Raw genomic sequence first — 22,862 nt, 5'->3', positions numbered from 1 at the left:
TGTTAAACAAAGGGCGACCCGCGGGTCGCCCTTTGTTTGCTTTGCCTTTACGCCGCACTGAACAGCTTGTGCGGATCAATCACAAACTTCTTCGGTACACCCGCATCGAACTCGCCATAGCCACGTGGCGCATCATCCAGGCTGATCACCTGCACGCCGACGATCTCAGCGATGTTGATACGGTCCCACATGATCGCCTGCATCAGTTGGCGATTGTACTTCATCACTGGCGTCTGCCCGGTGTGGAAGCTGTGGGATTTGGCCCAGCCCAGACCAAAGCGAATGCTCAGGCTGCCCATTTTCGCGGCGGCATCGACAGCACCTGGATCTTCGGTTACATACAGGCCTGGGATACCGATCTTGCCTGCCACACGTACCACGCCCATCAGCGAGTTGAGCACGGTGGCCGGGGCTTCGGCCTTGACGCCGTCGTGGCCGTGGCCGCGTGCTTCGAAGCCCACGCAGTCAACGGCACAGTCCACTTCGGGCTCGCCCAATAACGCGGCGATTTGTTCGTGCAGCGGGGTGTCGGTGGACAGGTCGACCACTTCAAAACCCTGGGCCTTGGCGTGGGCCAGGCGGATCGAGTTGACGTCGCCGATTATCACCACTGCTGCACCCAGCAAGCGAGCGGAGGCGGCAGCCGCCAGACCCACCGGGCCGGCACCCGCGATGTAGACAGTGCTGCCTGGGCCGACGCCGGCAGTAACAGCGCCGTGGTAGCCAGTGGGCAGGATGTCGGAGAGGCAGGTCAGGTCACGGATTTTCTCCATGGCCTTGTCACGGTCCGGCAGTTTCAGCAGGTTGAAGTCGGCATACGGCACCAGCACGTACTCGGCCTGGCCGCCGGTCCAGTCGCCCATGTCCACGTAGCCGTAGGCGCCACCGGCACGGGCAGGATTGACGGTCAGGCAGACGCCGGTGTGTTGTTCCTTGCACGAACGGCAGCGGCCGCACGCGACGTTGAACGGCACGGACACCAGGTCGCCGATTTTCAGGTTCTCGACGTCGCTGCCCTTCTCGATGACTTCACCGGTGATTTCATGACCGAGCACCAGGCCGGTCTGGGCCGTGGTGCGCCCACGCACCATGTGTTGGTCGGAGCCGCAGATGTTGGTGGAGACCACGCGCAGGATGACGCCGTGCTCAATCTTCCTGCCACGGGGGTCCTGCATTTTGGGATAGTCGATTTTCTGTACTTCGACCTTGCCGTTGCCGAGATACACGACACCACGATTACCAGACATGCTTTCACCTCGCTGTTGTTTTTATGGAACTGCGTTGCCCTTGGGGCAGCGCGTTAAGTGCTCGGGTACAGATGCTGTTTCTTGTGTTGCTTGTAAGGGCCTCATCGCAGGCAAGCCAGCTTCCACAGTGGATCGGGTTCACACCTCCAGGAATGTGGGAGCTGGCTTGCCTGCGATAGTGATCTAAAGAACGACGGTGCGATTGGCGTTCAAGAACACCCGCCGCTCGATGTGATACCCCACCGCCCGCGCCAATGTGAGCCCTTCGATATCCCGCCCCTTGGCAATCAAATCCTCGGGATAGTGGCTGTGATCCACCACTTCCACGCCTTGGGCGATGATCGGCCCTTCATCCAGATCGTTGTTGATGTAATGCGCCGTGGCGCCCACCAGTTTCACGCCCTTGTTGTACGCCTGGTGATAAGGCTTGGCGCCCTTGAAGCCCGGCAGCAACGAGTGGTGAATGTTGATGGCCTTGCCGTCCAGCTTGCGGCACAGCTCTGGTGACAGCACTTGCATGTAGCGCGCAAGGATCACCAGTTCGGCGCCGGTGTCTTCCACCACTTGCCACACCTGGCGCTCCTGGGACGGTTTGTCGTTGGGGTCGAGGGGGAAATGGTAGTAGGGAATCTGGTGCCAATCAGCCAAGGGCTTCAGATCGGGATGGTTGGACACCACCGCGACTACGTCCATCGACAGCTGGCCGATGCGCTGGCGATACAGCAGGTCGTTGAGGCAGTGATCGGCCTTGGAGACCATGATCACCACTTTGGGCCGGTAGTTCGGCGCCGTCAGTTCGAAGATCATGCCAAAGGCTTCACCACGGGTGGCCAAGCCATCGCGGAACGCCTGTTCGTCAAAGCCGTCAGGCTGACGGAACTCAACACGAATGAAAAACCGACCCGAGAGGCGGTCATCAAACGAATGGTGCTCGGTGACGTAGCAGCCTTGCTCAAACAGGTAGCGGGTCACCGCGTCCACCGTGCCGAGCACGCTGGGGCAGTCGGCGGTCAAAATCCATGTATCGGGTGCGCGGCTCATGGGTCACTCCTCAGGCTGATCGTTCCCACGCTTTGCGTGGGAATGCCGCCATGGACGCTCTGCGTCCGCTTTTGGGACGCAGAGCGTCCCGGTATGCATTCCCACGCGGAGCGTGGGAATGATCATCATGCGACAACGCTCAGGCCGAACTCAGCCGAGGCATCCTGCAACCACAACCACCAGTAATCCGAGAAGCTGCGACGGATCAGCAGTTCCCAGGTGTCTTCAGCCGTATGACGGATCACCAGTTGCGACTTGGCGAACACCGTACCCACGGCTTTGCCGACCGGGAAGTTGTTGGGGTGTACGTCGTAGCTGGTGGACTTCATCAGCACATCGCGCACATTCGGGCCGCTCAGTTCAAGAATCTGCTGGCCGCCGCTGACGTTGACGATCTGGATATGCAGGTCGCCCAGGGCGGCGCGCAGGTTTTGCTCGGCGGCAAACTCTTCACCGCTCGGCACAATCAACAGCCACTCATCCGGGCCGAGCCACTGAAGGCTGGTTTCACCTTTGAAGACCACGCTCAGCGGGCCGGGCAGTTCGATACCGACGGCCTTGTGTACGCCGGCGGCGAAGGCGGCGTCGTGGCCATCGCCACGGATAGTCAGGTGGCCGAGGAGTTTCTTTTCACGCACGGTCACGCCGGCGTTCTTGCGGCCCTTGCCGACCAGGCTGGCAAGGTCGGCATGGTGCAGCGACGACTCGGCCTTGGCGCCGGTGGTGGGGCGTTGTTGGTAAACATTGGCTGCTGTCATAAAGCACCTGTTCTGAATTCTGTTGATCGTTCCCACGCTCTGCGTGGGAATGCCGCCATGGACGCTCTGCGTCCGCCCTTGGGGCGCAGAGCGCCCCGGAATGCATTCCCACGCAGAGCGTGGGAACGATCAGGTGTCAGACGTTCTGCCGATCACCTTTGGGGTCAAAGAACACCGAAGACACAATCTCGGCTTCGATCACGCTGCCATCCGCTTGCGGCGAGAACACCCGCTCACCGATGCGCTTCAAGCCGCCCTTCACCACACCCATGGCAAACGAATAGCCCAGGGAGTTATGCGCATAACTTGAGGTAACGTGACCCACCATCTTCATCGGAATCGTCTGCTTCGGATCGAACACCAACTGCGCGCCTTCCGGCAGCCACACGTTCGGGTCGATCGGCTTGAGCCCCACCAACTGCTTGCGCTCTTCACGCACGCAGTCTTCACGGTTCATCCCGCGCCAGCCGATCCACGAGAACGGCTTGGTACGGCCAACGCACCAGCCCATGTTCAGGTCGTCCGGGGTCATCGAGCCGTCGGTGTCTTGCCCGACGATGATGAAGCCCTTCTCAGCGCGCAGGACGTGCATGGTCTCGGTGCCGTACGGGGTCAGGTTGTACTTTTTGCCGGCCTCGACGATCTTTTCCAGCACACCCATGGCGTAGTCGGCCTGCACGTTGACTTCGTACGACAGCTCACCGGTAAACGAGATACGGAACACCCGCGCCGGCACGCCGCCCACCAGGCCTTCCTTCCAGGTCATGAACGGGAAGCCGTCCTTGTCCAGGTCGATGTCGGTGACTTCACTGAGCAGCTTGCGGCTGTTGGGGCCCGACAGGGTCATGGTTGCCCAATGGTCGGTGACCGAGGTGAAGTACACCTTGAGGTCCGGCCATTCGGTCTGCTGGTAGATTTCCAGCCACTGCAGCACGCGGGCGGCGCCGCCGGTGGTGGTGGTCATCAGGAAGTGGTTATCGGCCAGACAGGCCGTCACGCCGTCGTCGAAGACCATGCCATCTTCCTTGCACATCAGGCCGTAGCGCGCCTTGCCCACATCGAGCTTGGTCCAGGCGTTGCTGTAGATGCGGTTAAGGAACTCACGGGCATCCGGACCTTGAATGTCGATCTTGCCGAGGGTGGAGGCATCCAGCAGGCCGACGCTGTCACGCACCGCCAGGCATTCACGCTTCACGGCGGCGTGCAGGTCTTCACCGTTACGCGGAAAATACCAGGGGCGTTTCCACTGGCCAACGTCCTCAAACTCGGCGCCGTTCTTAACGTGCCAGGCTTGCAGCGCGGTGTAGCGTACCGGCTCGAAGATATGCCCACAGTGACGGCCCGCTACGGCGCCGAACGTCACCGGCGTGTAGTTGGGACGGAACATGGTGGTGCCCATCTGCGGGATGGTCACGTTCAACGAACGGGCGGCGATGGCCAGGCCGTTGACGTTACCCAGCTTGCCCTGGTCAGTGCCGAAGCCCAGCGCGGTGTAGCGTTTGACGTGCTCCACCGACTCGAAACCTTCGCGGGTGGCCAGTTCGATGGCGGCGGCGGTCACGTCGTTTTGCAGGTCGACAAATTGCTTTGGCGCCCGTGCGGTAGCTTTTTCGTGGGGTACCTGGAACAGCGCCAGGGTGGGTTCTTCAAGACGACTCAAGGCTTTTGGCAGCGTGCCTTCAACCGGGGCAAAACCGGCTTCGCTGGCCGCACGCACGCCGCCTTCAAAGCCATCGGCGAGGGAGTCGCCAAGGCCGTAGACACCGTTGATGCCACCCACGCACACGCGCTTTTGCGGTGCTTCGCCGGGTACAAACCCGAGAATATCTTCACGCCAGGTCGGCTTGCCGCCCAGGTGCGAGGCCAGGTGCACCACCGGGCTGTAACCGCCGGAGCTGGCGACCAGGTCGCAGTCCAGCCACTCGCCGGGGCTGGTGACTTTGTGCGCCTTGACGTCGATGGCTGCCACGCGGGCACCGGTCACGTGCTTACTGCCACGGGCCTCGATCACGGCGCTGCCGGTGAGGATGCGAATGCCTTTGGCGCGAGCTTCTTCAACCAGAGCCCCGCGTGGGTTGTGGCGCGCATCGGCCACCGCAACAACGGTGAGGCCCGCATCGAACCAATCCAGCGCAACGCGGTAGGCATGATCGTTGTTGGTCGACAGCAGCAGCTTTTTACCCGGTGCCACGCCGTAGCGACGCACGTAGGTAGACACCGCACCCGCGAGCATATTGCCCGGCACATCGTTGTTGCCATACACCAGCGGACGCTCGCACGCACCGGTGGCCAGCACCACACGCTTGGCACGCACACGGTGGATACGCTGACGCACCACGCCAATCGGCGCACGATCACCGAGATGGTCGGTGAGACGCTCGTGAATGGTCAGGAAGTTATGGTCGTGGTAACCGTTGACGGTGGCGCGGGGCAGCAGCACCACGTCCGGCAGCGCTTTCAATTCGGCAATGACGCTGGCAACCCATTCAGTGGCCGGCTTGCCGTCGAGGCTTTCGCGGGAATCGAGCAGCGAACCACCGAACTCTTCCTGCTCGTCGGCGATGATCACCCGCGCACCGCTGCGCGCAGCGGCCAATGCCGCGGCGAGGCCGGCAGGGCCTGCGCCCACCACCAGCACGTCGCAATGACGGTTGAAGTTGTCATAGCTGTCCGGGTCGTTCTCGGTGGGCGACCGGCCAAGGCCTGCCGCCTTGCGGATGTACTTCTCGTAGGTCATCCAGAACGATTGCGGGTACATGAAGGTTTTGTAGTAGAAACCCGGCGGCATCAGCTTGCCGCCGACCTTGCCGAGAATCCCCATCATGTCGTTGTTCACGCTCGGCCAGCCGTTGGTGCTGGTAGCAACCAAGCCTTGGTACAGCGCCTGTTGGGTGGCGCGCACGTTGGGGATCTGCGTGGCTTCGGTGGCGCCGATCTGCAGCACCGCGTTCGGCTCTTCGGCGCCCGCGGCAAAGATGCCCCTTGGGCGCGAGTACTTGAAGCTGCGGCCAATGATGTCGACACCGTTGGCCAGCAGGGCTGCGGCCAGGGTGTCGCCTTCAAAACCCTTGTAGCTCTGACCGTTGAACGTAAACGTCAGGACTTTATTACGGTCGATGCGGCCACCGTTGGACAGGCGATTGATCTGGCTCATACCTTCTCTCCAGAGGCCTTGGCGGTGAACTGAGGCTTCTCACCGATCTTGTAGGTTTCAAGAATTTCGTAGGTCACAGTGTCGCGGGTGGCGTTGAAATACTGGCGGCAACCGGCGGCATGGATCCACAGTTCGTGGTGCAGGCCGCGCGGGTTATCGCGAAAGAACATGTAGTCGCCCCACTGCTCGTCGGTGCAGGCATTCGGGTCCAGCGGGCGCGGGATGTGCGCTTGGCCGGACGCGTGGAATTCCTCTTCGGAGCGCAGTTCGCCACAGTGAGGACAGAAGATATGCAACATAGGGGATTTCTCCTGTTAGTGGGCGACGGCCGCAGCGCCGTGTTCGTCGATCAGCGCACCGTTGTGGAAACGGTCGATGGAAAAAGGTGCGGCCAGCGGGTGCATTTCACCCTTGGCCAGGCTGGCGGCAAACACGTTGCCTGAGCCTGGGGTGGCCTTGAAGCCGCCCGTACCCCAACCGCAGTTGAAGAACATGTTCGGTACCGGGGTTTTGGAGATGATCGGGCAGGCATCCGGCGTGGTGTCGACGATGCCGCCCCACTGGCGGTTCATGCGCACCCGTGACAGCACCGGGAACATCTCGACGATGGCCTGGATGGTGTGCTCGATCACCGGGTACGAACCGCGCTGGCCGTAGCCGTTGTAGCCGTCGATACCGGCGCCGATCACCAGGTCGCCCTTGTCGGATTGGCTGATGTAGCCATGCACGGCGTTGGACATGATCACGCTGTCGATAATCGGCTTGATCGGCTCCGAAACCAACGCTTGCAGCGGGTGGGATTCGATCGGCAGGCGAAAGCCCGCCAGCGAGGCCATGTGCCCGGAGTTACCGGCAGTGACCACACCGACGCGCTTGGCGCCGATAAAGCCCTTGTTGGTTTCCACACCGATGCACACGCCGTTTTCCTTGCGGAAGCCGATCACTTCGGTCTGCTGGATCAGGTCCACGCCGAGTGCGTCGGCGGCGCGGGCAAAGCCCCAGGCCACGGCATCGTGACGAGCCACGCCGCCGCGACGTTGCACGGTGGCACCGAGTACGGGGTAACGGGTGTTCTTGGAGCAATCCAGATACGGGATTTCGTCGGCCACTTGCTGGGCATTCAGCAGCTCGCCGTCCACACCGTTGAGGCGGTTGGCGCTCACGCGGCGTTCGGAGTCACGGATGTCCTGCAGGGTGTGGCACAGGTTGTACACGCCACGCTGGGAGAACATCACGTTGTAGTTCAGGTCCTGGGACAAACCTTCCCAGAGTTTCATAGCGTGTTCGTACAGGTGCGCCGACTCGTCCCACAGGTAGTTGGAACGCACGATGGTGGTGTTGCGCGCGGTGTTACCGCCGCCCAGCCAGCCTTTCTCGACCACCGCCACGTTGGTGATGCCGTGTTCCTTGGCCAGGTAGTAAGCGGTCGCCAGACCATGCCCGCCGCCGCCGACGATGACCACGTCGTAGACCTTTTTAGGGGTCGGCGTGCGCCACATCTTCTGCCAGTTTTCGTGATGGCTGAGGGAGTGCTTGAAGAGGCCGAAGCCTGAGTAGCGTTGCATAGTCATTACTCCAAAACCGCGCTCAGCGATAAACCGGGAAATCAGCGCACAGGGCAGACACGTGCTTGGCCACGTTGGCCTCGACGTCGGCGTCGCCGAGGTTGTCGAGGATGTCGCAGATCCAGCCGGCCAGCTCGACGCACTGCGACACTTTGAAGCCACGGGTGGTCACCGCCGGGGTACCGATGCGCAGGCCCGAGGTCACGAACGGCGACTGCGGGTCATTCGGCACGGCGTTCTTGTTGACGGTGATGTGGGCGCGACCGAGGGCGGCATCCGCCTCTTTGCCGGTGAGGCCCTGGCGAATCAGGCTGACCAGGAACAGGTGGTTGTCGGTGCCACCGGAGACCACATCGTAGCCACGCTTGATGAACACTTCGGCCATGGCCTGGGCGTTATCGATCACTTGCTGCTGGTAAGCCTTGAAGCCGGGCTCCAGCGCTTCCTTGAAGCACACGGCCTTGCCAGCGATCACGTGCATCAGCGGGCCGCCCTGGGCGCCGGGGAATACCGCAGCGTTGAGTTTCTTTTCGATTTCTTCGTTGGCCTTGGCCAGGATCAAACCGCCCCGTGGACCGCGCAGGGTCTTGTGGGTGGTGGTGGTGACCACGTCGGCGTAAGGCAGCGGGTTCGGGTAAAGGCCAGCGGCGACCAGGCCGGCGACGTGGGCCATGTCGACGAACAGCAGCGCGCCTACCTTGTCGGCGATCTGACGAAAGCGTGGGAAATCCAGGGTCTTGGAGTAGGCCGAGAAACCTGCCACGACCATCTTCGGCTTGTGCTCGACCGCCAGGCGCTCGACTTCGTCGTAGTCGATCAGGCCGGTGTCGGTGTTGATGCCGTACTGCACCGCGTTATACAGCTTGCCCGAGGATGACACTTTGGCGCCGTGAGTCAGGTGACCGCCGTGGGCCAGGCTCATGCCCAGAATGGTGTCGCCGGCATTGATCAGCGCCAGGTACACGGCGCTGTTGGCGGAGGAACCGGAGTGCGGTTGCACGTTGGCGTAATCGGCGCCGAACAGCTGCTTGGCGCGTTCGATGGCTAGGGCCTCGACCTTGTCCACATGCTCGCAGCCGCCGTAGTAGCGCTTGCCCGGGTAGCCTTCGGCGTATTTGTTGGTAAGGCCACTGCCTTGAGCTTCCATCACGCGCTTGCTGGTGTAGTTCTCCGACGCGATCAGCTCGATATGATCTTCCTGGCGCTGCTCCTCGGCATTCATCGCCGCCAGCAGTGCGTCGTCATATCCCTGGATCTGGTCTTGTTTGCTGAACATCGCGTCTCTCCCAGCCTTTCGTATTGTTGAGGCCCTCGCAGGGCCCTTTGATGCGATGGTAGGGCTGGCGCGTGCGGGCCAAATGCCTGCGCACGCCACGCAAAGGTGCGTTTACGACATGGCCTGAGCAAATGCTAACTGGGTGCCTACAAACTGTAGGAGCGAGCTTGCTCGCGAAAAACCTGAGGGCGCCGCGTTCAATCAGGCAGCCCGCGTTATTGTTGACGTTTTTCGCGAGCAAGCTCGCTCCTACAAGGGCTAGGCAATGAGCTTGCGAACGAGTAGCAACAGAAGAAAATGCATGGGATACAGGGCATAGGCCCAGCGTCGCATGGCGGGGGGGTCGGCGTTTTTGCCATGTCGCAATAAGACCAATCCTGCCAGCGGCGCAATCAGACATGCAGCCAACCCCGACAGCGCCACAAGCGTGCCGCTATTGAGCAGAATCTGCCACTGATTGGCGGCGACGCAGACTAAACCCGGCAGCACGCTGAAATACCAGGGCCGGCGAAACACCAGCAATAACGCCAGTGGCAGCAATACACCAAAGAAACCGAACATCAACTGGTGTGAAAACACGGCCGCCATTGTGACGGCGATCAGCGCCAATCCTCGATCAACCAACGCCTTTTGCTGCCAACCTCGGGCAACCAGCATGCCCAGCGCCAGGGTCGGCAACACGTTCAAGGTATCGGCATCTTCGATGAACATCCGATAAGGCACTTCGCTGATCACGCTGAACAGCAGCAACCAACCCAGGTAGCGCCAATGGCCCGTCACTGGGGCGTAACGGACACGGTGCAAATTGGCCGCAATCGCCAGGCAAAACCATGGAAACGCCAGGCGCCCCGGCACGTATAGCCCATCCAGGCTCAGCCCCACATAGCGCAAATGATCGAGCACCATACTCAACAGCGCCAGCCACTTGAGCAGATCCAAAGCGCCATCTCGGACAGGTCCGACAGGCAAGGTTTCAGTACCGTGCATAATTCCCCAACGACTTTGCATTTACAGTGCGTGCGTGCCCCCGGCAATCTTGGGTAAAGTGCGCACCAACATCGACCACAGGAACGGGCCATGACCGACAAGAGCCAACAATTTGCCAGCGACAACTATTCCGGCATCTGCCCGGAAGCCTGGGCCGCCATGGAACAAGCCAACCAGGGCCATCAGCGTGCCTACGGCGATGATGAATGGACCCACCGCGCCGCCGACGGTTTCCGCAATCTGTTCGAGACCGACTGCGAGGTGTTCTTCGCCTTCAACGGTACGGCTGCCAACTCCCTGGCGCTGTCCTCGTTGTGCCAGAGCTACCATAGCGTGATTTGCTCGGAAACTGCCCACGTCGAGACCGACGAATGCGGCGCGCCGGAGTTTTTCTCCAACGGCTCCAAATTGTTGGTTGCCCGCACCGAAAACGGCAAGCTGACCCCGGAGTCGATCCGTGAGATCGCCCTCAAGCGCCAGGACATCCACTACCCCAAACCCCGCGTAGTCACCCTGACCCAAGCCACCGAAGTGGGCAGCGTGTACACCCCGGAAGAAATCCGCGCCATCAGCGCCACCTGCAAGGAACTGGGACTGAACCTGCACATGGACGGTGCCCGCTTCGCCAATGCCTGTGCATTCCTGGGTTGCTCACCGGCCGACCTGACCTGGAAAGCCGGCGTCGACGTGCTGTGCTTTGGTGGTACCAAAAACGGCATGGCGGTGGGTGAAGCCATCCTGTTCTTCAATCACAAACTGGCTGAAGACTTCGACTACCGCTGCAAACAGGCCGGTCAGTTGGCGTCGAAAATGCGCTTCCTTTCTGCGCCATGGGTGGGCCTGCTGGAAAATGACGCCTGGCTCAAGCATGCGCGCCACGCTAACCATTGCGCGCAATTGTTGAGCAGCCTGGTGGCGGATATTCCCGGTGTGGAATTGATGTTCCCGGTACAGGCCAACGGCGTGTTCCTGCAACTCTCCGAACCCGCGATTGCAGCGCTGACCGCCAAGGGCTGGCGTTTCTACACCTTCATCGGCAAAGGTGGTGCGCGCTTCATGTGTGCGTGGGATACCGAGGAAGAGCGTGTAAGGGAATTGGCTGCCGATATTCGGGAAGTGATGAACGCTTAAAGCAGGGCCCCGGCCAGTCCTTACTGGCCGATTGCCGAGACTGTTTTTTGATATTTCTGACAGCTACGTAGCTCGCATTCATTGTCTAGCCTCTTGTTACCCGCAAGGAAAACGCAGCGATAACTGCCACCTTTCGGGTTTCACCGCCAGCCGAATAATCGGCGGCAAAGGCACATCAATGGAGAGCTTTATCATGGAATATCAAAGCAATAGCAACACACTGCAAAGCGGCGGCAGCACTAGCACCACGGTCATTGACTGGGATGAGTTCAGGAAACACGCCAAGGTCGGGGACACCATTCAGGAGCCATCAAGGACGCTGACCATCTACGACAAAGCCTACGAATTGACAAACTCAGGCCAGCACTTCGTTGTCCATATCTATGCCCAATAACTGTTAACACCTAAGGCTCGCGTCGCAGATTCCCGACCTGCGACGCGACGCTGAATCATGATCGTTCCCGCGCTCCGCGTGGGAATGCCTCCTCGGACGCTCCGCGCCCACCCGAAATCAAGGATGAACACGTGGGCAGAAGCCGCTATGTCATCACCGAACCCGAAAAACCCCACTTCCTCACCTGCACTGTCATGGAATGGCTCCCCCTCTTCACCCGCAACTACCTGGTGGACCATCTTCTGGATTGCTGGCGATATCAACAAAGCAACCACGCTTTAAACTTGTTTGGTTACGTCATCCTGGAAAATCACTTGCACTTTATTGCTCAAGCGCCCGATCTGGGAAAGTGCGTCAGCCAATTCAAATCCTTCACCGCCCGCACCATCATTGACGACCTGCAAAGCAAAGGCGCGGAGCGGGTATTGCAGCGCCTGCGTTTCTGCAAGCGTGCACACAAGACAGATCGTGTTTATCAACTGTGGCAGGAAGGTTCACATGCGGAGTTGGTTTACAGCGAGGCAGTCATGCGCCAGAAGCTTGATTACATCCATCACAACCCCATAAAGCGGGGCTATGTGGACCTGGCTGAACACTGGCGCTACTCCAGCGCGCGCAACTATGCAGGTATGCCAGGCCTGATCGACATCCAACCTTGGCTCTGAAGATCCGCGTGCCCCTTCCCTTACGACGGGACGCGGAGCGTCCTGGAAGGCGTTACCACGCAGAGCGTGGGAACGAGCATGCAGCCTTCTGCCGGAAAGATCGTTCCCGCGCTCCGCGTGGGAATGCAGCCCGTGACGCTCCGCGTCACCCCTCAACTGCGACGGGACGCGGAGCGTCCTGGGAGGCGCTACCACTCAGAGCGTGGGAACGAGCATGTGCCTGCTGCCGGAAAGATCGTTCCCGCGCTCTGCGTGGGAATGCAGCCCGTGACGCTCCGCGTCACCCCTCAACTGCGGCGGGACGCGGAGCGTCCTGGGAGGCGTTACCACGCAGAGCGTGGGAACGAGCAGATCAGAACTCGATGCGTACATCACCCTTCGGCACACTGCAGCACGACAGGATATAGCCTTCGGCTTCGTCCTCTTCGGTAATCCCGCCGTTGTGCTCCATCTCTACTTCGCCGCCCAGCTTCATGACCTTGCACGTACCGCAGATGCCCATGCCGCAGGCCTTGGGGATCAGCAGGCCGAGCTTGGCCGCCGCAGCATGCACCGTTTCCCCCGGCGCCACGCGAATGCTCTTGCCGGACGCGATAAATTCCACTTGATGCAGGTCTGCCAGGTCGATCTCCGGCGCATCCGCCGCTTGCTCGGCCTGCTCCACCGCATCGGCACGGGCTTCGGGCGGTGTCGCGCCAAAGGATTCTTCGTGATAACGCGTCATGTCGAAACCGGCAACTTCCAGCAAACGCTTCACCGCGTTCATGTACGGCGTAGGGCCGCAGCAGAACACTTCGCGCTCCAGGAAGTCCGGCACCATCAGCTCCAGCATCTTGTGGTTCAGATAGCCGCGATACCCGGCCCAAGGCTCGCCCAGGCCGTGTTTTTCGCAAATCAGGTGCAGGCTGAAGTTGTCGATCCGCGACGCCATGTGCTCCAGCTCGCGGTGATAGATGATGTCCTTGGGCGAGCGGGCGCTGTGGATAAAGGTCATGTCGACGTTCGCATTGGTGTCGTAGAACCAGCGCGCCATGGACATCACCGGCGTGATCCCAACGCCGCCGCTGAGGTAAAGCACTTTCGGGCTCGGGAAGTCGATGGCATTGAACAGCCCGACCGGCCCGTGCACCGCCAGCTCCTGGCCTTCGTGCAAAGTGTCGTGCAGCCAATTGGAAACCCGACCGCCCGGCACACGCTTGATGGTCACCGAAAAACTGTAAGGCACCGACGGTGAGCTGGAAATCGTGTACGAACGCATGATCGGCTGGCCTTCGATTTCCAGCTCCAGGGTGACGAATTGCCCTGGCTTGAAAAAGAACAGGATCGGCTGATCGGCCATGAAGCAGAAGGTGCGCACATCCCAGGTTTCCTGGATGACTTTGACGCAGCGGACGATGTGCCGACCATTGGCCCAGGTCTGGGTGGTTACCGGATTCAGGAAATTATTGGACATGTTGTTCTCCACCGCCGACGTCGGCCTTATGGTGGCGATTCTGCGTAACGCGAGAACCACCCATTTACCTATCTGCGACATTCACATACTTACGGCGACCAGCCCCCAAAGACAGGGGCTTGCGCGTCGGGATCAGATTGGGCCATGTCGCCCATGGATAAGGTTCGACGTTACGCCGGGCCCACACTCGCTCCCAACAAAGACGCGTTCTTTACGCCTTGCACAGCACCAACCGTAGCCACTATTCGCCGGCCACACAGAATGGCCATGAGGACACACACGATGGACGTCACCGCAACCTTAAGCTTGGGCGATCCGCTGGAACCCGCACGCAAGGCCACCGCGCAAATGCTGCAAGAGCGCGAGCGCACTTTTTCGCTGCCGCAGCCGTTCTACTCTGATGAGCGGTTGTTTGATATCGACATGCAAGAGATCTTCCAGAAAGAGTGGTTGATCGCCGGTATGACCTGCGAAATCCCCACCAAGGGCAACTACCTGACCCTGCAAGTGGGCAAGAACCCAATCATCGTGATCCGGGGTGCCGACGGCGTGGTGCATGCGTTCCACAACGTCTGCCGCCACCGTGGCTCGCGCTTGTGCACCAGCGACAAGGGCAAGGTCGCCAAATTGGTGTGCCACTACCACCAGTGGACCTACGAGCTGGACGGCCGCCTGCTGTTCGCCGGCACCGAGATGGGCGCCGATTTCGACATGAAGCAGTACGGCCTCAAGCCGGTGAACGTGAAGACTGCTGGCGGCTACATCTTTATCAGCCTGGCCGAAAACCCACCGGCCATTGATGACTTCCTGTCGACGCTCAGCCATTACATGGAGCCCTACGACATGGAGAACACCAAGGTGGCGATCCAGACCACCTTGTTCGAAAAAGCCAACTGGAAGCTGGTGCTGGAAAACAACCGCGAGTGCTACCACTGCAACGCCTCGCACCCGGAACTGCTGAAAACCCTGCTGGAATGGGACGACGTTACCGACCCGCGCGCCGACCAGGCGTTCAAGGATCACGTAGCCGCGTCCGCCGCCGCTTGGGATGCCGAAAAAATCCCTTACGCCCACGCCAGCTTCGGCCTGCGTAACCGCATCGTGCGCATGCCACTGCTCAAGGGCACTGTGTCGATGACCCTGGACGGCAAGCAGGGCTGCGCCAAACTCATGGGCCGCATCAAGAACCCGGACCTGGGTTCGATGCGCATCCTGCACCTGCCGCACTCCTGGAACCACTGCATGGGCGACCACATCATTGTGTTCACCGTGTGGCCGATCAGCGCCCAGGAAACCATGGTCACCACCAAGTGGATCGTGCACAAGGACGCCGTGGAAGGCGTGGACTACGACGTGGAGCGCATGCGCCAGGTGTGGGATGCCACCAACGACCAGGATCGCCGCCTGGCCGAAGAGAACCAGCGCGGCATCAACTCCACCGCCTACCAGCCAGGCCCTTACTCCAAGACCTATGAGTTTGGCGTGGTGAATTTTGTGGATTGGTACAGCGAGCGGATGCTCAACAACCTGGGCGCGGCGCCAGCGCCTTATCTCAAAGGCGTAGCTGCTCACGAATAACGCTTGTGTGGGAGCGGGCTTGCCCGCGATGGCATTGTGTCTGTCAAAGCCTGTATTGGCTGACAGACCGCTATCGCAGGCAAGCCAGCTCCCACATTTGGACAGGTTAACTGTTCAAAATTCGATCAGCTCCGATGCAACCCTTTACCACCCTGCCCTCCAGCCTTTCCCCAACAACTTATCCACAAAACCACCCACAGCAATTGTGGGCAAGTGCGCCGCGCACGCAAATTAAATCAAGAAAATCCGTGACTTATTCAAACTTGCAGGTTTTATCTTGAGCTGCTCATTTATTGATCAACCCTCCAATAGCCTTGATTAGCGTGGCTTCCAGCGGTAAGCGAACACCTTATCCACAGATGCACCAACAGACTTTGGGGGCAATTTTTTCCGGGTTGTGGAAAAGCCCTTGAAACCCTCATGAATCGGGGATATCGAGCCGTTTAAACGGCGATTAAGCGAGATTTGATCAATTATTGACCAATCCCTCGAAGACCACGCTTTACAAGGCCTGTAGCGGATAGCGAACATCTTATCCACAAAAGCGCCAACAGACTTTGGGGGCAAGTCGAGGCCTCAACCCGGTGAAAACCCGAGTAAAAACCGCAAGTTAGGTTGGTTGTTTTTCGTACAGAGGGCTGCAGAGCTTGATACACCGGGCTTGTGGACACCCGCGAACAGGTTATCCACAGGCGGATCAACAGGCATTGTGGGTAAGCCCAAGATAAAGCAGGGAAGTGCGGGAGCGGGCTTGCCCGCGATTGCAATACGTCAACGGATGCATGGGTTGCTGACCCACCGCTATCGCAGGCAAGCCAGCTCCCACAAGGTTTGGTGGTGGTCAGGGTTCAGCGTACGACGCCCTCTTCTACCAGAAGCTTGAGAATCGCTTGCGCGCCCTCTTCAGCGCTCACGCCCTTGAGCACCTGCCCACCGCCGCCACTGGCCTTGGCCGTTGCGGCTTTCATACGGTCGGCACCACTCTTGGCCTTGATCACCTTGAGGCGCTTTGGCCGTGGCTTGGCCGGTTGCAACAGTGCGCCTGTGAATAACTCGTCGTGTTCAATCTCAACGTCATGGGCGGCCAGTTCACCCCGTTGCGCCGGGCCGTAGGCGCTCTGGCGTGGCTTGGGCGCGGCGTTATCCACAGTGGCGAGAAACGGCAGGCGCACCTTCAAGCGCCGCCGCTGGCCGCGAGGCAGCGCCTGCAGCACCAGGGCTACGCCGGCGTCAATGGACTCCACCTGGGCCAGCCCCACAATCAGCGGCCAGCCCAGTTGCTCGGCCAAGAGGAACGGCAGCATTCCCGAACCTTCGCCGGTTTCTGCCTGGCTCCCGGTCAGTACCACTTGAGCACCGGCGTCGCGCAGATACTCACAGAGCACCGGCAAGGCATCCGAGCCGGCCGGTTGTTCCAGTACCTGCAGTTGCGGCAGGCCCATGCCCAGGTAGCTGCGCAGGGTCGGTTCGGCGATGTTGCCGGCGTGCAGCACCTGCAACTTATCCCCAGCCAGTTGCAGCCCCAGCTCAACCGCGCGCGCATCCTGCTCGGCACGGCGTGGACGCCCGGAGGTGGGGTGAGCGCCGATGGACACCAGGCTGAATACAGTGTTCGTCATGGTCATATCCTCAGGCTGCATCGCGCTTGGCGCCGTTGCGGTAGATCTCGACCGCCGCGATCAAGGCGTGCAGTATCGCGGCGCTTTCGCCGATCACCGACAGGTCGGCACGCTTGATCATGTCGCACCCTGGGTCGAGGTTGATCGCCACCACCTTGTCGCAGGCACCGATGCCTTGCAGGTGCTGGATCGCCCCGGAAATGCCCACCGCCACGTACACCCGCGCAGTGACCCAGGTACCGCTGGCGCCGACCTGGCGATCACGCGCCATGAAGCCATCGTCCACTGCCACCCGCGAGGCGCCTTCGGTGGCGCCCAGGGCCGCGGCGGTCTGGTGGAACAGCGCCCAATCCTTCACGCCGTTGCCACCGGAGAAAATGAACTCTGCCTCGGCCATCGGAATCGCTGCCGGGTCGACCGCCACCGCGCCGAGGTCTTCGATACGCGGCAGACTACGCGCCAGGCTTGTGGATAACTCCACGGGCAAGACTTCGTGGCGGGTCTCGCTGACCGGATCGGCACATTCGGCGGCGGCGAGGATCAGACGGGGCAACGGCCGCGCCAGGTCTTCCTGGCCGGCACCGGCACGGCCGATGCATTCCTCGCCCTTGATCTGCCACACCCGCGTCGCCGGGCGTTCCTTGAGGCTGGCGGCAAAGCGTCGCCCCAGCTCACCACCACCGCTGCGGCTGTCTGGCAGCAACCAGTGGCGCGGGCTGAATTGGTTATCCACAGCACGCAGGCCCTGCACGCGTTGCTCCGGTGCATAACCTTCGAACTCATGCCCCTCCAGCACCAGCAGTCGGTCGACGCCCGCCGTGGCAAAGGCGCTTTCCTTGTGTTCACCGAATACCACCGCCAACACGGCGCCGTCACTGCCGGCCAGTTGACGCGCCAGACCAAGCAGGTCGCGGTCGTGACTGCTCAGGCGGCCGCCGACCATGTCCGGTACCACGTTGATGTAGAACGCCGGGGTCGGCACTTGATGCAGCGGCAATTGCACTTCCACTGCCGCGGTGCGCTTGGCCGCGCCGCCCTGCTGGGCACCGCTGCGGTCGATGCGCTTGATGCCGTTGGGCCCGATAAAACCGACACCATGCACGTTTTTGCGAATGATGCCGTTGGGCCCCATCCAGCTGTGTTGCGCCGCCTGCATCGCCGCGTGCAACGGGTGCAGGCGGTTACGGGCGATCCATTCGGCCCGGGGGTCGCGGCGGATAATATCGCTCATCAGTGCACCTCCGCAGGTTCACGCTTGACGGGGGCTTTGGCCGGCGCGGCGTCTTCAAGCAACGCGTCGGCTACCAGTTCGGCGATGTCCTTGATCAACGGGCGCGGTTCGACCACGCCTTCAAGCATCGCGGTGCATTGCGGGCAACCCACGGCCACCAGTTCGGCGCCGGTCTCGCGGATGTCGTCCATGCGCATATCGGGGATACGTTGCTTGCCGGGGATGTCGGTGATCGGCGCACCGCCACCGCCACCGCAACAGCGTGAACGGAAGCCCGAGCGTTGCATTTCCTTGACCTCGATACCCAACGCCTTTAGCACTTGGCGCGGCGCCTCGTATTCACCGTTGTAGCGGCCCAGGTAGCAAGGGTCATGGTAGGTCACGCTGTTGCCTTTGTGCTGGCCCAGATTCAGCGCGCCCTCGCCGATCAGCTCGGCCATGAAGGTGCTGTGGTGCTGCACGCGGTAGTTGCCGTTGAAGGCGCCGTATTCGTTTTTCAGCACATGGAAGCTGTGCGGATCGCAGGTGACGATGCGCTTGAAGCTGTACTTGGCCAGGGTCTGGATATTGCGCGTGGCCAGCAACTGGAATGTCGCTTCGTCACCGAGGCGCCGCGCCACGTCACCGCTGTCGCGTTCTTCCAGGCCGAGCACGGCGAAATCGACCTTGGCGGCCTTGAGCACTTTGACGAAAGCGCGCAGGGTACGCTGGTTACGCATGTCGAAGGCGCCATCGCCGACCCAGAACAGCACATCGCAACTGCCTTTGTCGCTGAGCAACGGCAGGTTCAGGTCTGCCGCCCAGTTCAGGCGCCCACCGGGGGCAAACCCGCCGGGGTTGTCGGTAGCGATCAGGTTTTCCAGGACTTCAGCGCCCTTGTTCGGCGTGGCGCCTTTTTCCAGGGTGAGGTGGCGACGCATGTCGACGATAGCGTCCACATGCTCGATCATCATCGGGCACTCTTCCACGCAAGCGCGGCAGGTGGTGCACGACCACAGGGTCTCGGCGTCCACCAGGCCGTTGACGATCGGCTGGTGCGGGTTGCCGCCGTGTTCGCCCACCGGTTTGCCGGGGTACGGGCTGCCGGCGAACTTGGCATCGGTGCCACCGGCCAAACCGACCACCATGTCCTGAATGAGTTTTTTCGGGTTCAGTGGCTGGCCCGCGGCAAACGCCGGGCACGCCGCTTCGCACTTGCCGCACTGCACGCAGGCGTCGAAGCCGAGCAGTTGGTTCCAGGTGAAGTCCTTGGGTTTTTCCACGCCCAGTGGCGCGGTTTTATCGCTCAGGTCCAAGGGTTTCAAACCGGTGGAGCGGCCGCCGCCAAAGCGTTCGGCGCGACGGTGCCAGGCCAGGTGCAGGGCTCCGGCAAACGCGTGTTTCATCGGCCCGCCCCAAGTCATGCCGAAGAACATTTCGGACACGCCCCACAACACGCCCACGCTCAGCAATGCCGCAAGCAGCCAGCCGCCGAAGTCGACGGGCAGAATCCCGGCCACCGGCAAGGTCACCAGGAAGAAGCTCACCGAGAAGGCCATCAGGCTTTTCGGCAGGCGCATCCACGGGCCTTTGGACAGGCGGGCAGGCGGATTGCGGCGGCGCAGGTACATGAAGATCGCGCCGACAAACATCAATGTCGACGCCAGCAGCAGGGCATAACCAAGAATGCGGCTCTGCAGGCCGAAACCGTGCACCACAATCGCCAGCAGCGCCGACAGCACAAAGCCCAGCGCCGTCGCTACGTGGGTGTTGGCGATGTATTTGTCACGGGCGACCACGTGGTGCAGGTCGACCATGTAGCGCTTGGGCATGGCCAAGAGGCCACCCAGCAGGTCGACTTTGGACGCACGGCCACGGCGCCACATGTTCACCCGGCGCAAGGCGCCGAGGACGGCGAGGCCCAGGGCGGCAAAAAGCAGGATGGGAAGAAGGGTATTCAGCATGGTGAAGCTCCCACTAAGATCGTTCCCACGCTCTGCGTGGGCATGCATCCTGTGACGCTCTGCGTCACGACCTTAAAAGCAGACGCGGAGCGTCCAGGGCGGCATTCCCACGCAGAGCGTGGGAACGATCAGGTGCGTCAGAAATCCTTGCACAAGCGCAGGGCGTCATAGATGGCGGCGTGGGTATTGCGCTGGGCCACACAGTCACCAATGCGGAACAGCAAGTACCCCTCGCCCGCCTCGCTCAGGCATGGCTGCGGCTTGATCGCAAACAGCGCTTCAACGTCGATCTGGCCCTTGTTGCGCGAACCTTCCTTGAGCCCGTAGTAAATGGCCTCGTCCGGACGCACGCCGTTCTCCACCACGACCTGGTCGACCACCCGCTCCTCTTTGGCGCCGGTGTATTCGTTCTCCAGCACGGCCACCAGCTTGTCGCCCTCGCGGTAGACCTTTTCCAGCATCATGTCGCCGGTCATGATCACTTCCTTGGGGTACATGCTGCGGTAGTACGTGGGGAACGACGTACCGCCGATTGCCACGCCCGGCTTGATGTCGTCGGTGACGATCTCCACCTGGCTGCCTTTGTCGGCCAGGAAGTCGGCTACCGACATCCCGGTGAATTCACAGATGGTGTCGTACACCAGCACGTTCTTGCCCGGCGCAACCTTGCCGTCGAGCACGTCCCAACTGCTCACTACCAAGCCTTCGGCAGCGCCCCAGTGTTCGTTCTGCTCGATGAACGGGTGCCCGCCCACCGCCAGCACCACCACGTCCGGACGCACGTCCAGGATGGTCTCGGCATCGGCTGCAACACCCAGGCGCAGGTCGACTTTCAAACGCGCCAGCTCCAGTTGATACCAACGGGTGATACCGGCGATCTGGTCACGTTGCGGCGCTTTCGATGCCGTGGTGATTTGCCCGCCGATAAACTCCTTTTTCTCGAACAGCGTCACGTCGTGGCCACGTTCAGCCGCCACGCGCGCGGCTTCCATCCCGGCCGGGCCGGCCCCCACCACAACCACCTTGCGCTTGGGCCCGGTGGACTTCTCGATGATGTGCGGCACCCCCAGGTATTCACGGGAGGTCGCAGCGTTCTGGATGCACAGCACATCCAGGCCCTGGTACTGGCGGTCGATGCAGTAGTTGGCGCCCACGCACTGCTTGATCTGGTCGATCTGGCCCATCTTTATCTTGGCGATCAGGTGCGGGTCGGCGATGTGCGCACGGGTCATGCCGACCATGTCCACATAGCCGCCTTCCAGAATACGCGTGGCCTGGTTCGGGTCCTTGATGTTCTGCGCGTGCAGCACCGGAACCTTGACCACTTCCTTGATGCCGGCCGCCAGGTGCAGGAACGGCTCCGGCGGGTAGCTCATGTTCGGGATGACGTTGGCCAGGGTGTTGTGGGTGTCGCAACCCGAGCCAACCACGCCGATGAAATCGAGCATGCCGGTGTCATCGTAGTACTTGGCGATTTGCTTCATGTCCTCGTGGGACAAGCCGTCCGGGTGGAACTCGTCACCGCACAGGCGCATGCCCACACAGAAGTCATCCCCCACTTCGGCACGCACGGCCTTCAACACTTCCAGGCCGAACTTCATGCGGCCCTCGAAGCTGCCGCCCCACTCGTCGGTACGCTTGTTGACCCGCGGGCTCCAGAACTGGTCGATCATGTGCTGGTGCACGGCCGACAATTCCACCCCGTCCAGGCCACCGGCCTTGGCCCGACGCGCAGCCTGGGCGTAGTTGCCGATCACACGCCAGATTTCTTCTGGCTCGATGGTCTTGCAGGTGGCACGGTGCACCGGCTCACGCACGCCGGACGGCGACATCAGGGTCGGCCAGTTGAAGCCGTCCCAACGCGAGCGCCGGCCCATGTGGGTAATCTGGATCATGATCTTGGCGCCATGCTTGTGCATGGCATCGGCCAGATTCTGGAAGTGCGGGATGATGCGGTCGGTGGACAGGTTCACCGACGCCCACCATTCCTGCGGGCTGTCGATGGCCACCACGGAGGAGCCACCGCAGATCGCCAGGCCAATACCGCCCTTGGCTTTCTCTTCGTAGTACTTCACATAGCGGTCGGTGGTCATGCCGCCGTCGGTGGCATACACCTCGGCATGCGCAGTGCTGAGCACCCGGTTGCGGATGGTCAGTTTGCCGATCTGGATCGGCTGGAACATTGCTTCGAAAGCCATGGCACGGTCCTCGGCTTACAACGGTTTGACGGTGAACAAACCATCATCGTGGCCCTCTTCGGAGCCTCCGTAGACTTGTTCGGCGACAGTGCGGATCTTGCTGCCACGCGCTTGAAGGATCTGGTCCATGGCGCCGGCAAACCAGCCGGTGAACATGTAGTCCACTTTGCGTCCGACCTTGCCGTAGACATACACAAAAGCTGAATGCTCAAGCTTGACGCTGGCGGTGCCTTTATCGAGGTCGATGTCCTGGATCTTGAACAGGCCCCAGCCGCGTTGCGACAGGCGCTTCATGTAGTGCTCGAACACCGCGACGCCTTCCAGGCCGTGGCATTCAGCTTCTTTTTCACACCAGTGCCAGGCGGATTTGTAGCCGGCCTTGTAGAGGATCTCGGCGTAGGCGTCGGCCCCCAGTACTTCTTCGATACCCATGTGGTTGTTGACGAAGAAATGACGCGGCACGTACAGCATCGGCAGGGCGTCGGAGGTCCAGACACCGGTTTCGCTGTCGACTTCAATTGGCAATTGCGGGGCGATCTTGGCCATGGAAACTCAACTCCAGAAAATTCGTTTTGATGCCCGCCGCGCGGATGGCGGCGGGTGAAGGATTAAGCGAGCAGTG

Annotated in this window: 18 protein-coding genes; 4 read left to right on the top strand and 14 right to left on the bottom strand. The window is 61.1% G+C overall.

The window, feature by feature from the left end:
* Window positions 1-47 precede the first annotated feature (47 nt).
* From fdhA to FXO12_RS20790, 8 genes are all read right to left on the bottom strand, one after another.
* Window positions 48-1,247, bottom strand: coding sequence for a formaldehyde dehydrogenase, glutathione-independent (gene fdhA, locus FXO12_RS20825; protein ID WP_014720230.1), 1,200 nt, complete (start codon window positions 1,245-1,247; stop codon window positions 48-50).
* Window positions 1,248-1,430: 183 nt separating this feature from the next.
* Window positions 1,431-2,288 carry a formyltetrahydrofolate deformylase gene (gene purU, locus FXO12_RS20820; RefSeq protein WP_005792124.1) on the bottom strand — a complete coding sequence of 286 codons (858 nt, stop codon included), beginning with the start codon at window positions 2,286-2,288 and terminating at the stop codon, window positions 1,431-1,433.
* A gap of 125 nt (window positions 2,289-2,413) precedes the next feature.
* Entirely contained in the window at window positions 2,414-3,046 is a 633-nt protein-coding gene (locus tag FXO12_RS20815; protein WP_014720232.1) for a sarcosine oxidase subunit gamma, read from the bottom strand.
* 136 nt (window positions 3,047-3,182) lie between these two features.
* Window positions 3,183-6,200, bottom strand: coding sequence for a sarcosine oxidase subunit alpha (locus tag FXO12_RS20810; protein ID WP_057976539.1), 3,018 nt, complete (start codon window positions 6,198-6,200; stop codon window positions 3,183-3,185).
* Complete coding sequence (locus FXO12_RS20805; RefSeq protein ID WP_003194855.1) at window positions 6,197-6,499, bottom strand: sarcosine oxidase subunit delta; 303 nt, start codon at window positions 6,497-6,499, stop codon at window positions 6,197-6,199. Before FXO12_RS20805 ends, FXO12_RS20810 begins: the two co-directional genes overlap by 4 nt.
* Before the next feature lie 15 nt (window positions 6,500-6,514).
* Window positions 6,515-7,765 (bottom strand): sarcosine oxidase subunit beta, encoded by a 1,251-nt coding sequence (locus FXO12_RS20800; RefSeq protein WP_003176546.1) that lies wholly within the window; start codon window positions 7,763-7,765, stop codon window positions 6,515-6,517.
* Window positions 7,766-7,787: 22 nt separating this feature from the next.
* Window positions 7,788-9,041, bottom strand: coding sequence for a serine hydroxymethyltransferase (glyA, locus tag FXO12_RS20795; protein ID WP_020302144.1), 1,254 nt, complete (start codon window positions 9,039-9,041; stop codon window positions 7,788-7,790).
* Between the two features lie 258 nt (window positions 9,042-9,299).
* Window positions 9,300-10,028, bottom strand: a complete 729-nt coding sequence (locus tag FXO12_RS20790; protein WP_057976537.1) for a TraX family protein — start codon at window positions 10,026-10,028, stop codon at window positions 9,300-9,302.
* Window positions 10,029-10,118: 90 nt separating this feature from the next.
* On the opposite strand from FXO12_RS20790, the gene FXO12_RS20785 reads away from it, so the two are divergent.
* From FXO12_RS20785 to FXO12_RS20775, 3 genes are all read left to right on the top strand, one after another.
* Window positions 10,119-11,159 carry a low specificity L-threonine aldolase gene (locus tag FXO12_RS20785; protein ID WP_003194862.1) on the top strand — a complete coding sequence of 347 codons (1,041 nt, stop codon included), beginning with the start codon at window positions 10,119-10,121 and terminating at the stop codon, window positions 11,157-11,159.
* Window positions 11,160-11,352: 193 nt separating this feature from the next.
* Entirely contained in the window at window positions 11,353-11,553 is a 201-nt protein-coding gene (locus FXO12_RS20780) for a hypothetical protein (RefSeq protein ID WP_057976580.1), read from the top strand.
* A 131-nt stretch (window positions 11,554-11,684) separates the two neighbouring features.
* Complete coding sequence (locus FXO12_RS20775; RefSeq protein WP_003194866.1) at window positions 11,685-12,218, top strand: hypothetical protein; 534 nt, start codon at window positions 11,685-11,687, stop codon at window positions 12,216-12,218.
* A gap of 352 nt (window positions 12,219-12,570) precedes the next feature.
* Here the strand turns inward: FXO12_RS20775 and gbcB are convergent, their stop codons facing one another.
* Window positions 12,571-13,671: a glycine-betaine demethylase subunit GbcB gene (gbcB, locus tag FXO12_RS20770; RefSeq protein ID WP_014720237.1), complete on the bottom strand. Its 1,101-nt coding sequence runs from the start codon at window positions 13,669-13,671 to the stop codon at window positions 12,571-12,573.
* Between the two features lie 282 nt (window positions 13,672-13,953).
* On the opposite strand from gbcB, the gene gbcA reads away from it, so the two are divergent.
* Window positions 13,954-15,249 (top strand): glycine-betaine demethylase subunit GbcA, encoded by a 1,296-nt coding sequence (gene gbcA, locus FXO12_RS20765; protein ID WP_057702201.1) that lies wholly within the window; start codon window positions 13,954-13,956, stop codon window positions 15,247-15,249.
* Window positions 15,250-16,097: 848 nt separating this feature from the next.
* Here gbcA and FXO12_RS20760 read toward each other — a convergent pair.
* The 5 genes from FXO12_RS20760 to FXO12_RS20740 form a co-directional block, all read right to left on the bottom strand.
* Complete coding sequence (locus FXO12_RS20760) at window positions 16,098-16,868, bottom strand: electron transfer flavoprotein subunit beta (protein ID WP_057976578.1); 771 nt, start codon at window positions 16,866-16,868, stop codon at window positions 16,098-16,100.
* A gap of 10 nt (window positions 16,869-16,878) precedes the next feature.
* A complete protein-coding gene (locus FXO12_RS20755) occupies window positions 16,879-18,099 on the bottom strand; it encodes an electron transfer flavoprotein subunit alpha/FixB family protein (RefSeq protein ID WP_160049738.1) in 1,221 nt (406 codons plus the stop codon).
* Window positions 18,099-20,042 (bottom strand): dimethylglycine demethylation protein DgcB, encoded by a 1,944-nt coding sequence (dgcB, locus tag FXO12_RS20750; protein ID WP_057976533.1) that lies wholly within the window; start codon window positions 20,040-20,042, stop codon window positions 18,099-18,101. Before dgcB ends, FXO12_RS20755 begins: the two co-directional genes overlap by 1 nt.
* A 137-nt stretch (window positions 20,043-20,179) precedes the next feature.
* A complete protein-coding gene (gene dgcA, locus FXO12_RS20745) occupies window positions 20,180-22,240 on the bottom strand; it encodes a dimethylglycine demethylation protein DgcA (protein WP_057976531.1) in 2,061 nt (686 codons plus the stop codon).
* A gap of 15 nt (window positions 22,241-22,255) precedes the next feature.
* On the bottom strand, window positions 22,256-22,786 hold the full coding sequence (locus FXO12_RS20740; RefSeq protein WP_008033249.1) for a DUF5943 domain-containing protein: 531 nt from the start codon (window positions 22,784-22,786) through the stop codon (window positions 22,256-22,258).
* Between the last annotated feature and the right edge of the window lie 76 nt (window positions 22,787-22,862).

Origin of the sequence: Pseudomonas sp. J380 (assembly GCF_009827115.1) — a bacterium.
Classification (GTDB): domain Bacteria; phylum Pseudomonadota; class Gammaproteobacteria; order Pseudomonadales; family Pseudomonadaceae; genus Aquipseudomonas; species Aquipseudomonas paracarnis.
The sequence above is the reverse complement of the archived record's forward strand: the minus strand, read 5'-3'. Positions and strand labels throughout refer to the sequence as shown.

Excerpts from the sequence above, each read along its gene's own strand:
- fdhA (WP_014720230.1), bottom strand. The coding sequence starts at position 1,247 with ATGTCTGGTAATCGTGGTGTCGTGTATCTCGGCAACGGCAAGGTCGAA.
- purU (WP_005792124.1), bottom strand. The coding sequence starts at position 2,288 with ATGAGCCGCGCACCCGATACATGGATTTTGACCGCCGACTGCCCCAGC.
- FXO12_RS20815 (WP_014720232.1), bottom strand. The coding sequence starts at position 3,046 with ATGACAGCAGCCAATGTTTACCAACAACGCCCCACCACCGGCGCCAAG.
- FXO12_RS20810 (WP_057976539.1), bottom strand. The coding sequence starts at position 6,200 with ATGAGCCAGATCAATCGCCTGTCCAACGGTGGCCGCATCGACCGTAAT.
- FXO12_RS20805 (WP_003194855.1), bottom strand. The coding sequence starts at position 6,499 with ATGTTGCATATCTTCTGTCCTCACTGTGGCGAACTGCGCTCCGAAGAG.
- FXO12_RS20800 (WP_003176546.1), bottom strand. The coding sequence starts at position 7,765 with ATGCAACGCTACTCAGGCTTCGGCCTCTTCAAGCACTCCCTCAGCCAT.
- glyA (WP_020302144.1), bottom strand. The coding sequence starts at position 9,041 with ATGTTCAGCAAACAAGACCAGATCCAGGGATATGACGACGCACTGCTG.
- FXO12_RS20790 (WP_057976537.1), bottom strand. The coding sequence starts at position 10,028 with ATGCACGGTACTGAAACCTTGCCTGTCGGACCTGTCCGAGATGGCGCT.
- FXO12_RS20785 (WP_003194862.1), top strand. The coding sequence starts at position 10,119 with ATGACCGACAAGAGCCAACAATTTGCCAGCGACAACTATTCCGGCATC.
- FXO12_RS20780 (WP_057976580.1), top strand. The coding sequence starts at position 11,353 with ATGGAATATCAAAGCAATAGCAACACACTGCAAAGCGGCGGCAGCACT.
- gbcB (WP_014720237.1), bottom strand. The coding sequence starts at position 13,671 with ATGTCCAATAATTTCCTGAATCCGGTAACCACCCAGACCTGGGCCAAT.
- gbcA (WP_057702201.1), top strand. The coding sequence starts at position 13,954 with ATGGACGTCACCGCAACCTTAAGCTTGGGCGATCCGCTGGAACCCGCA.
- FXO12_RS20760 (WP_057976578.1), bottom strand. The coding sequence starts at position 16,868 with ATGACGAACACTGTATTCAGCCTGGTGTCCATCGGCGCTCACCCCACC.
- FXO12_RS20755 (WP_160049738.1), bottom strand. The coding sequence starts at position 18,099 with ATGAGCGATATTATCCGCCGCGACCCCCGGGCCGAATGGATCGCCCGT.
- dgcB (WP_057976533.1), bottom strand. The coding sequence starts at position 20,042 with ATGCTGAATACCCTTCTTCCCATCCTGCTTTTTGCCGCCCTGGGCCTC.
- dgcA (WP_057976531.1), bottom strand. The coding sequence starts at position 22,240 with ATGGCTTTCGAAGCAATGTTCCAGCCGATCCAGATCGGCAAACTGACC.
- FXO12_RS20740 (WP_008033249.1), bottom strand. The coding sequence starts at position 22,786 with ATGGCCAAGATCGCCCCGCAATTGCCAATTGAAGTCGACAGCGAAACC.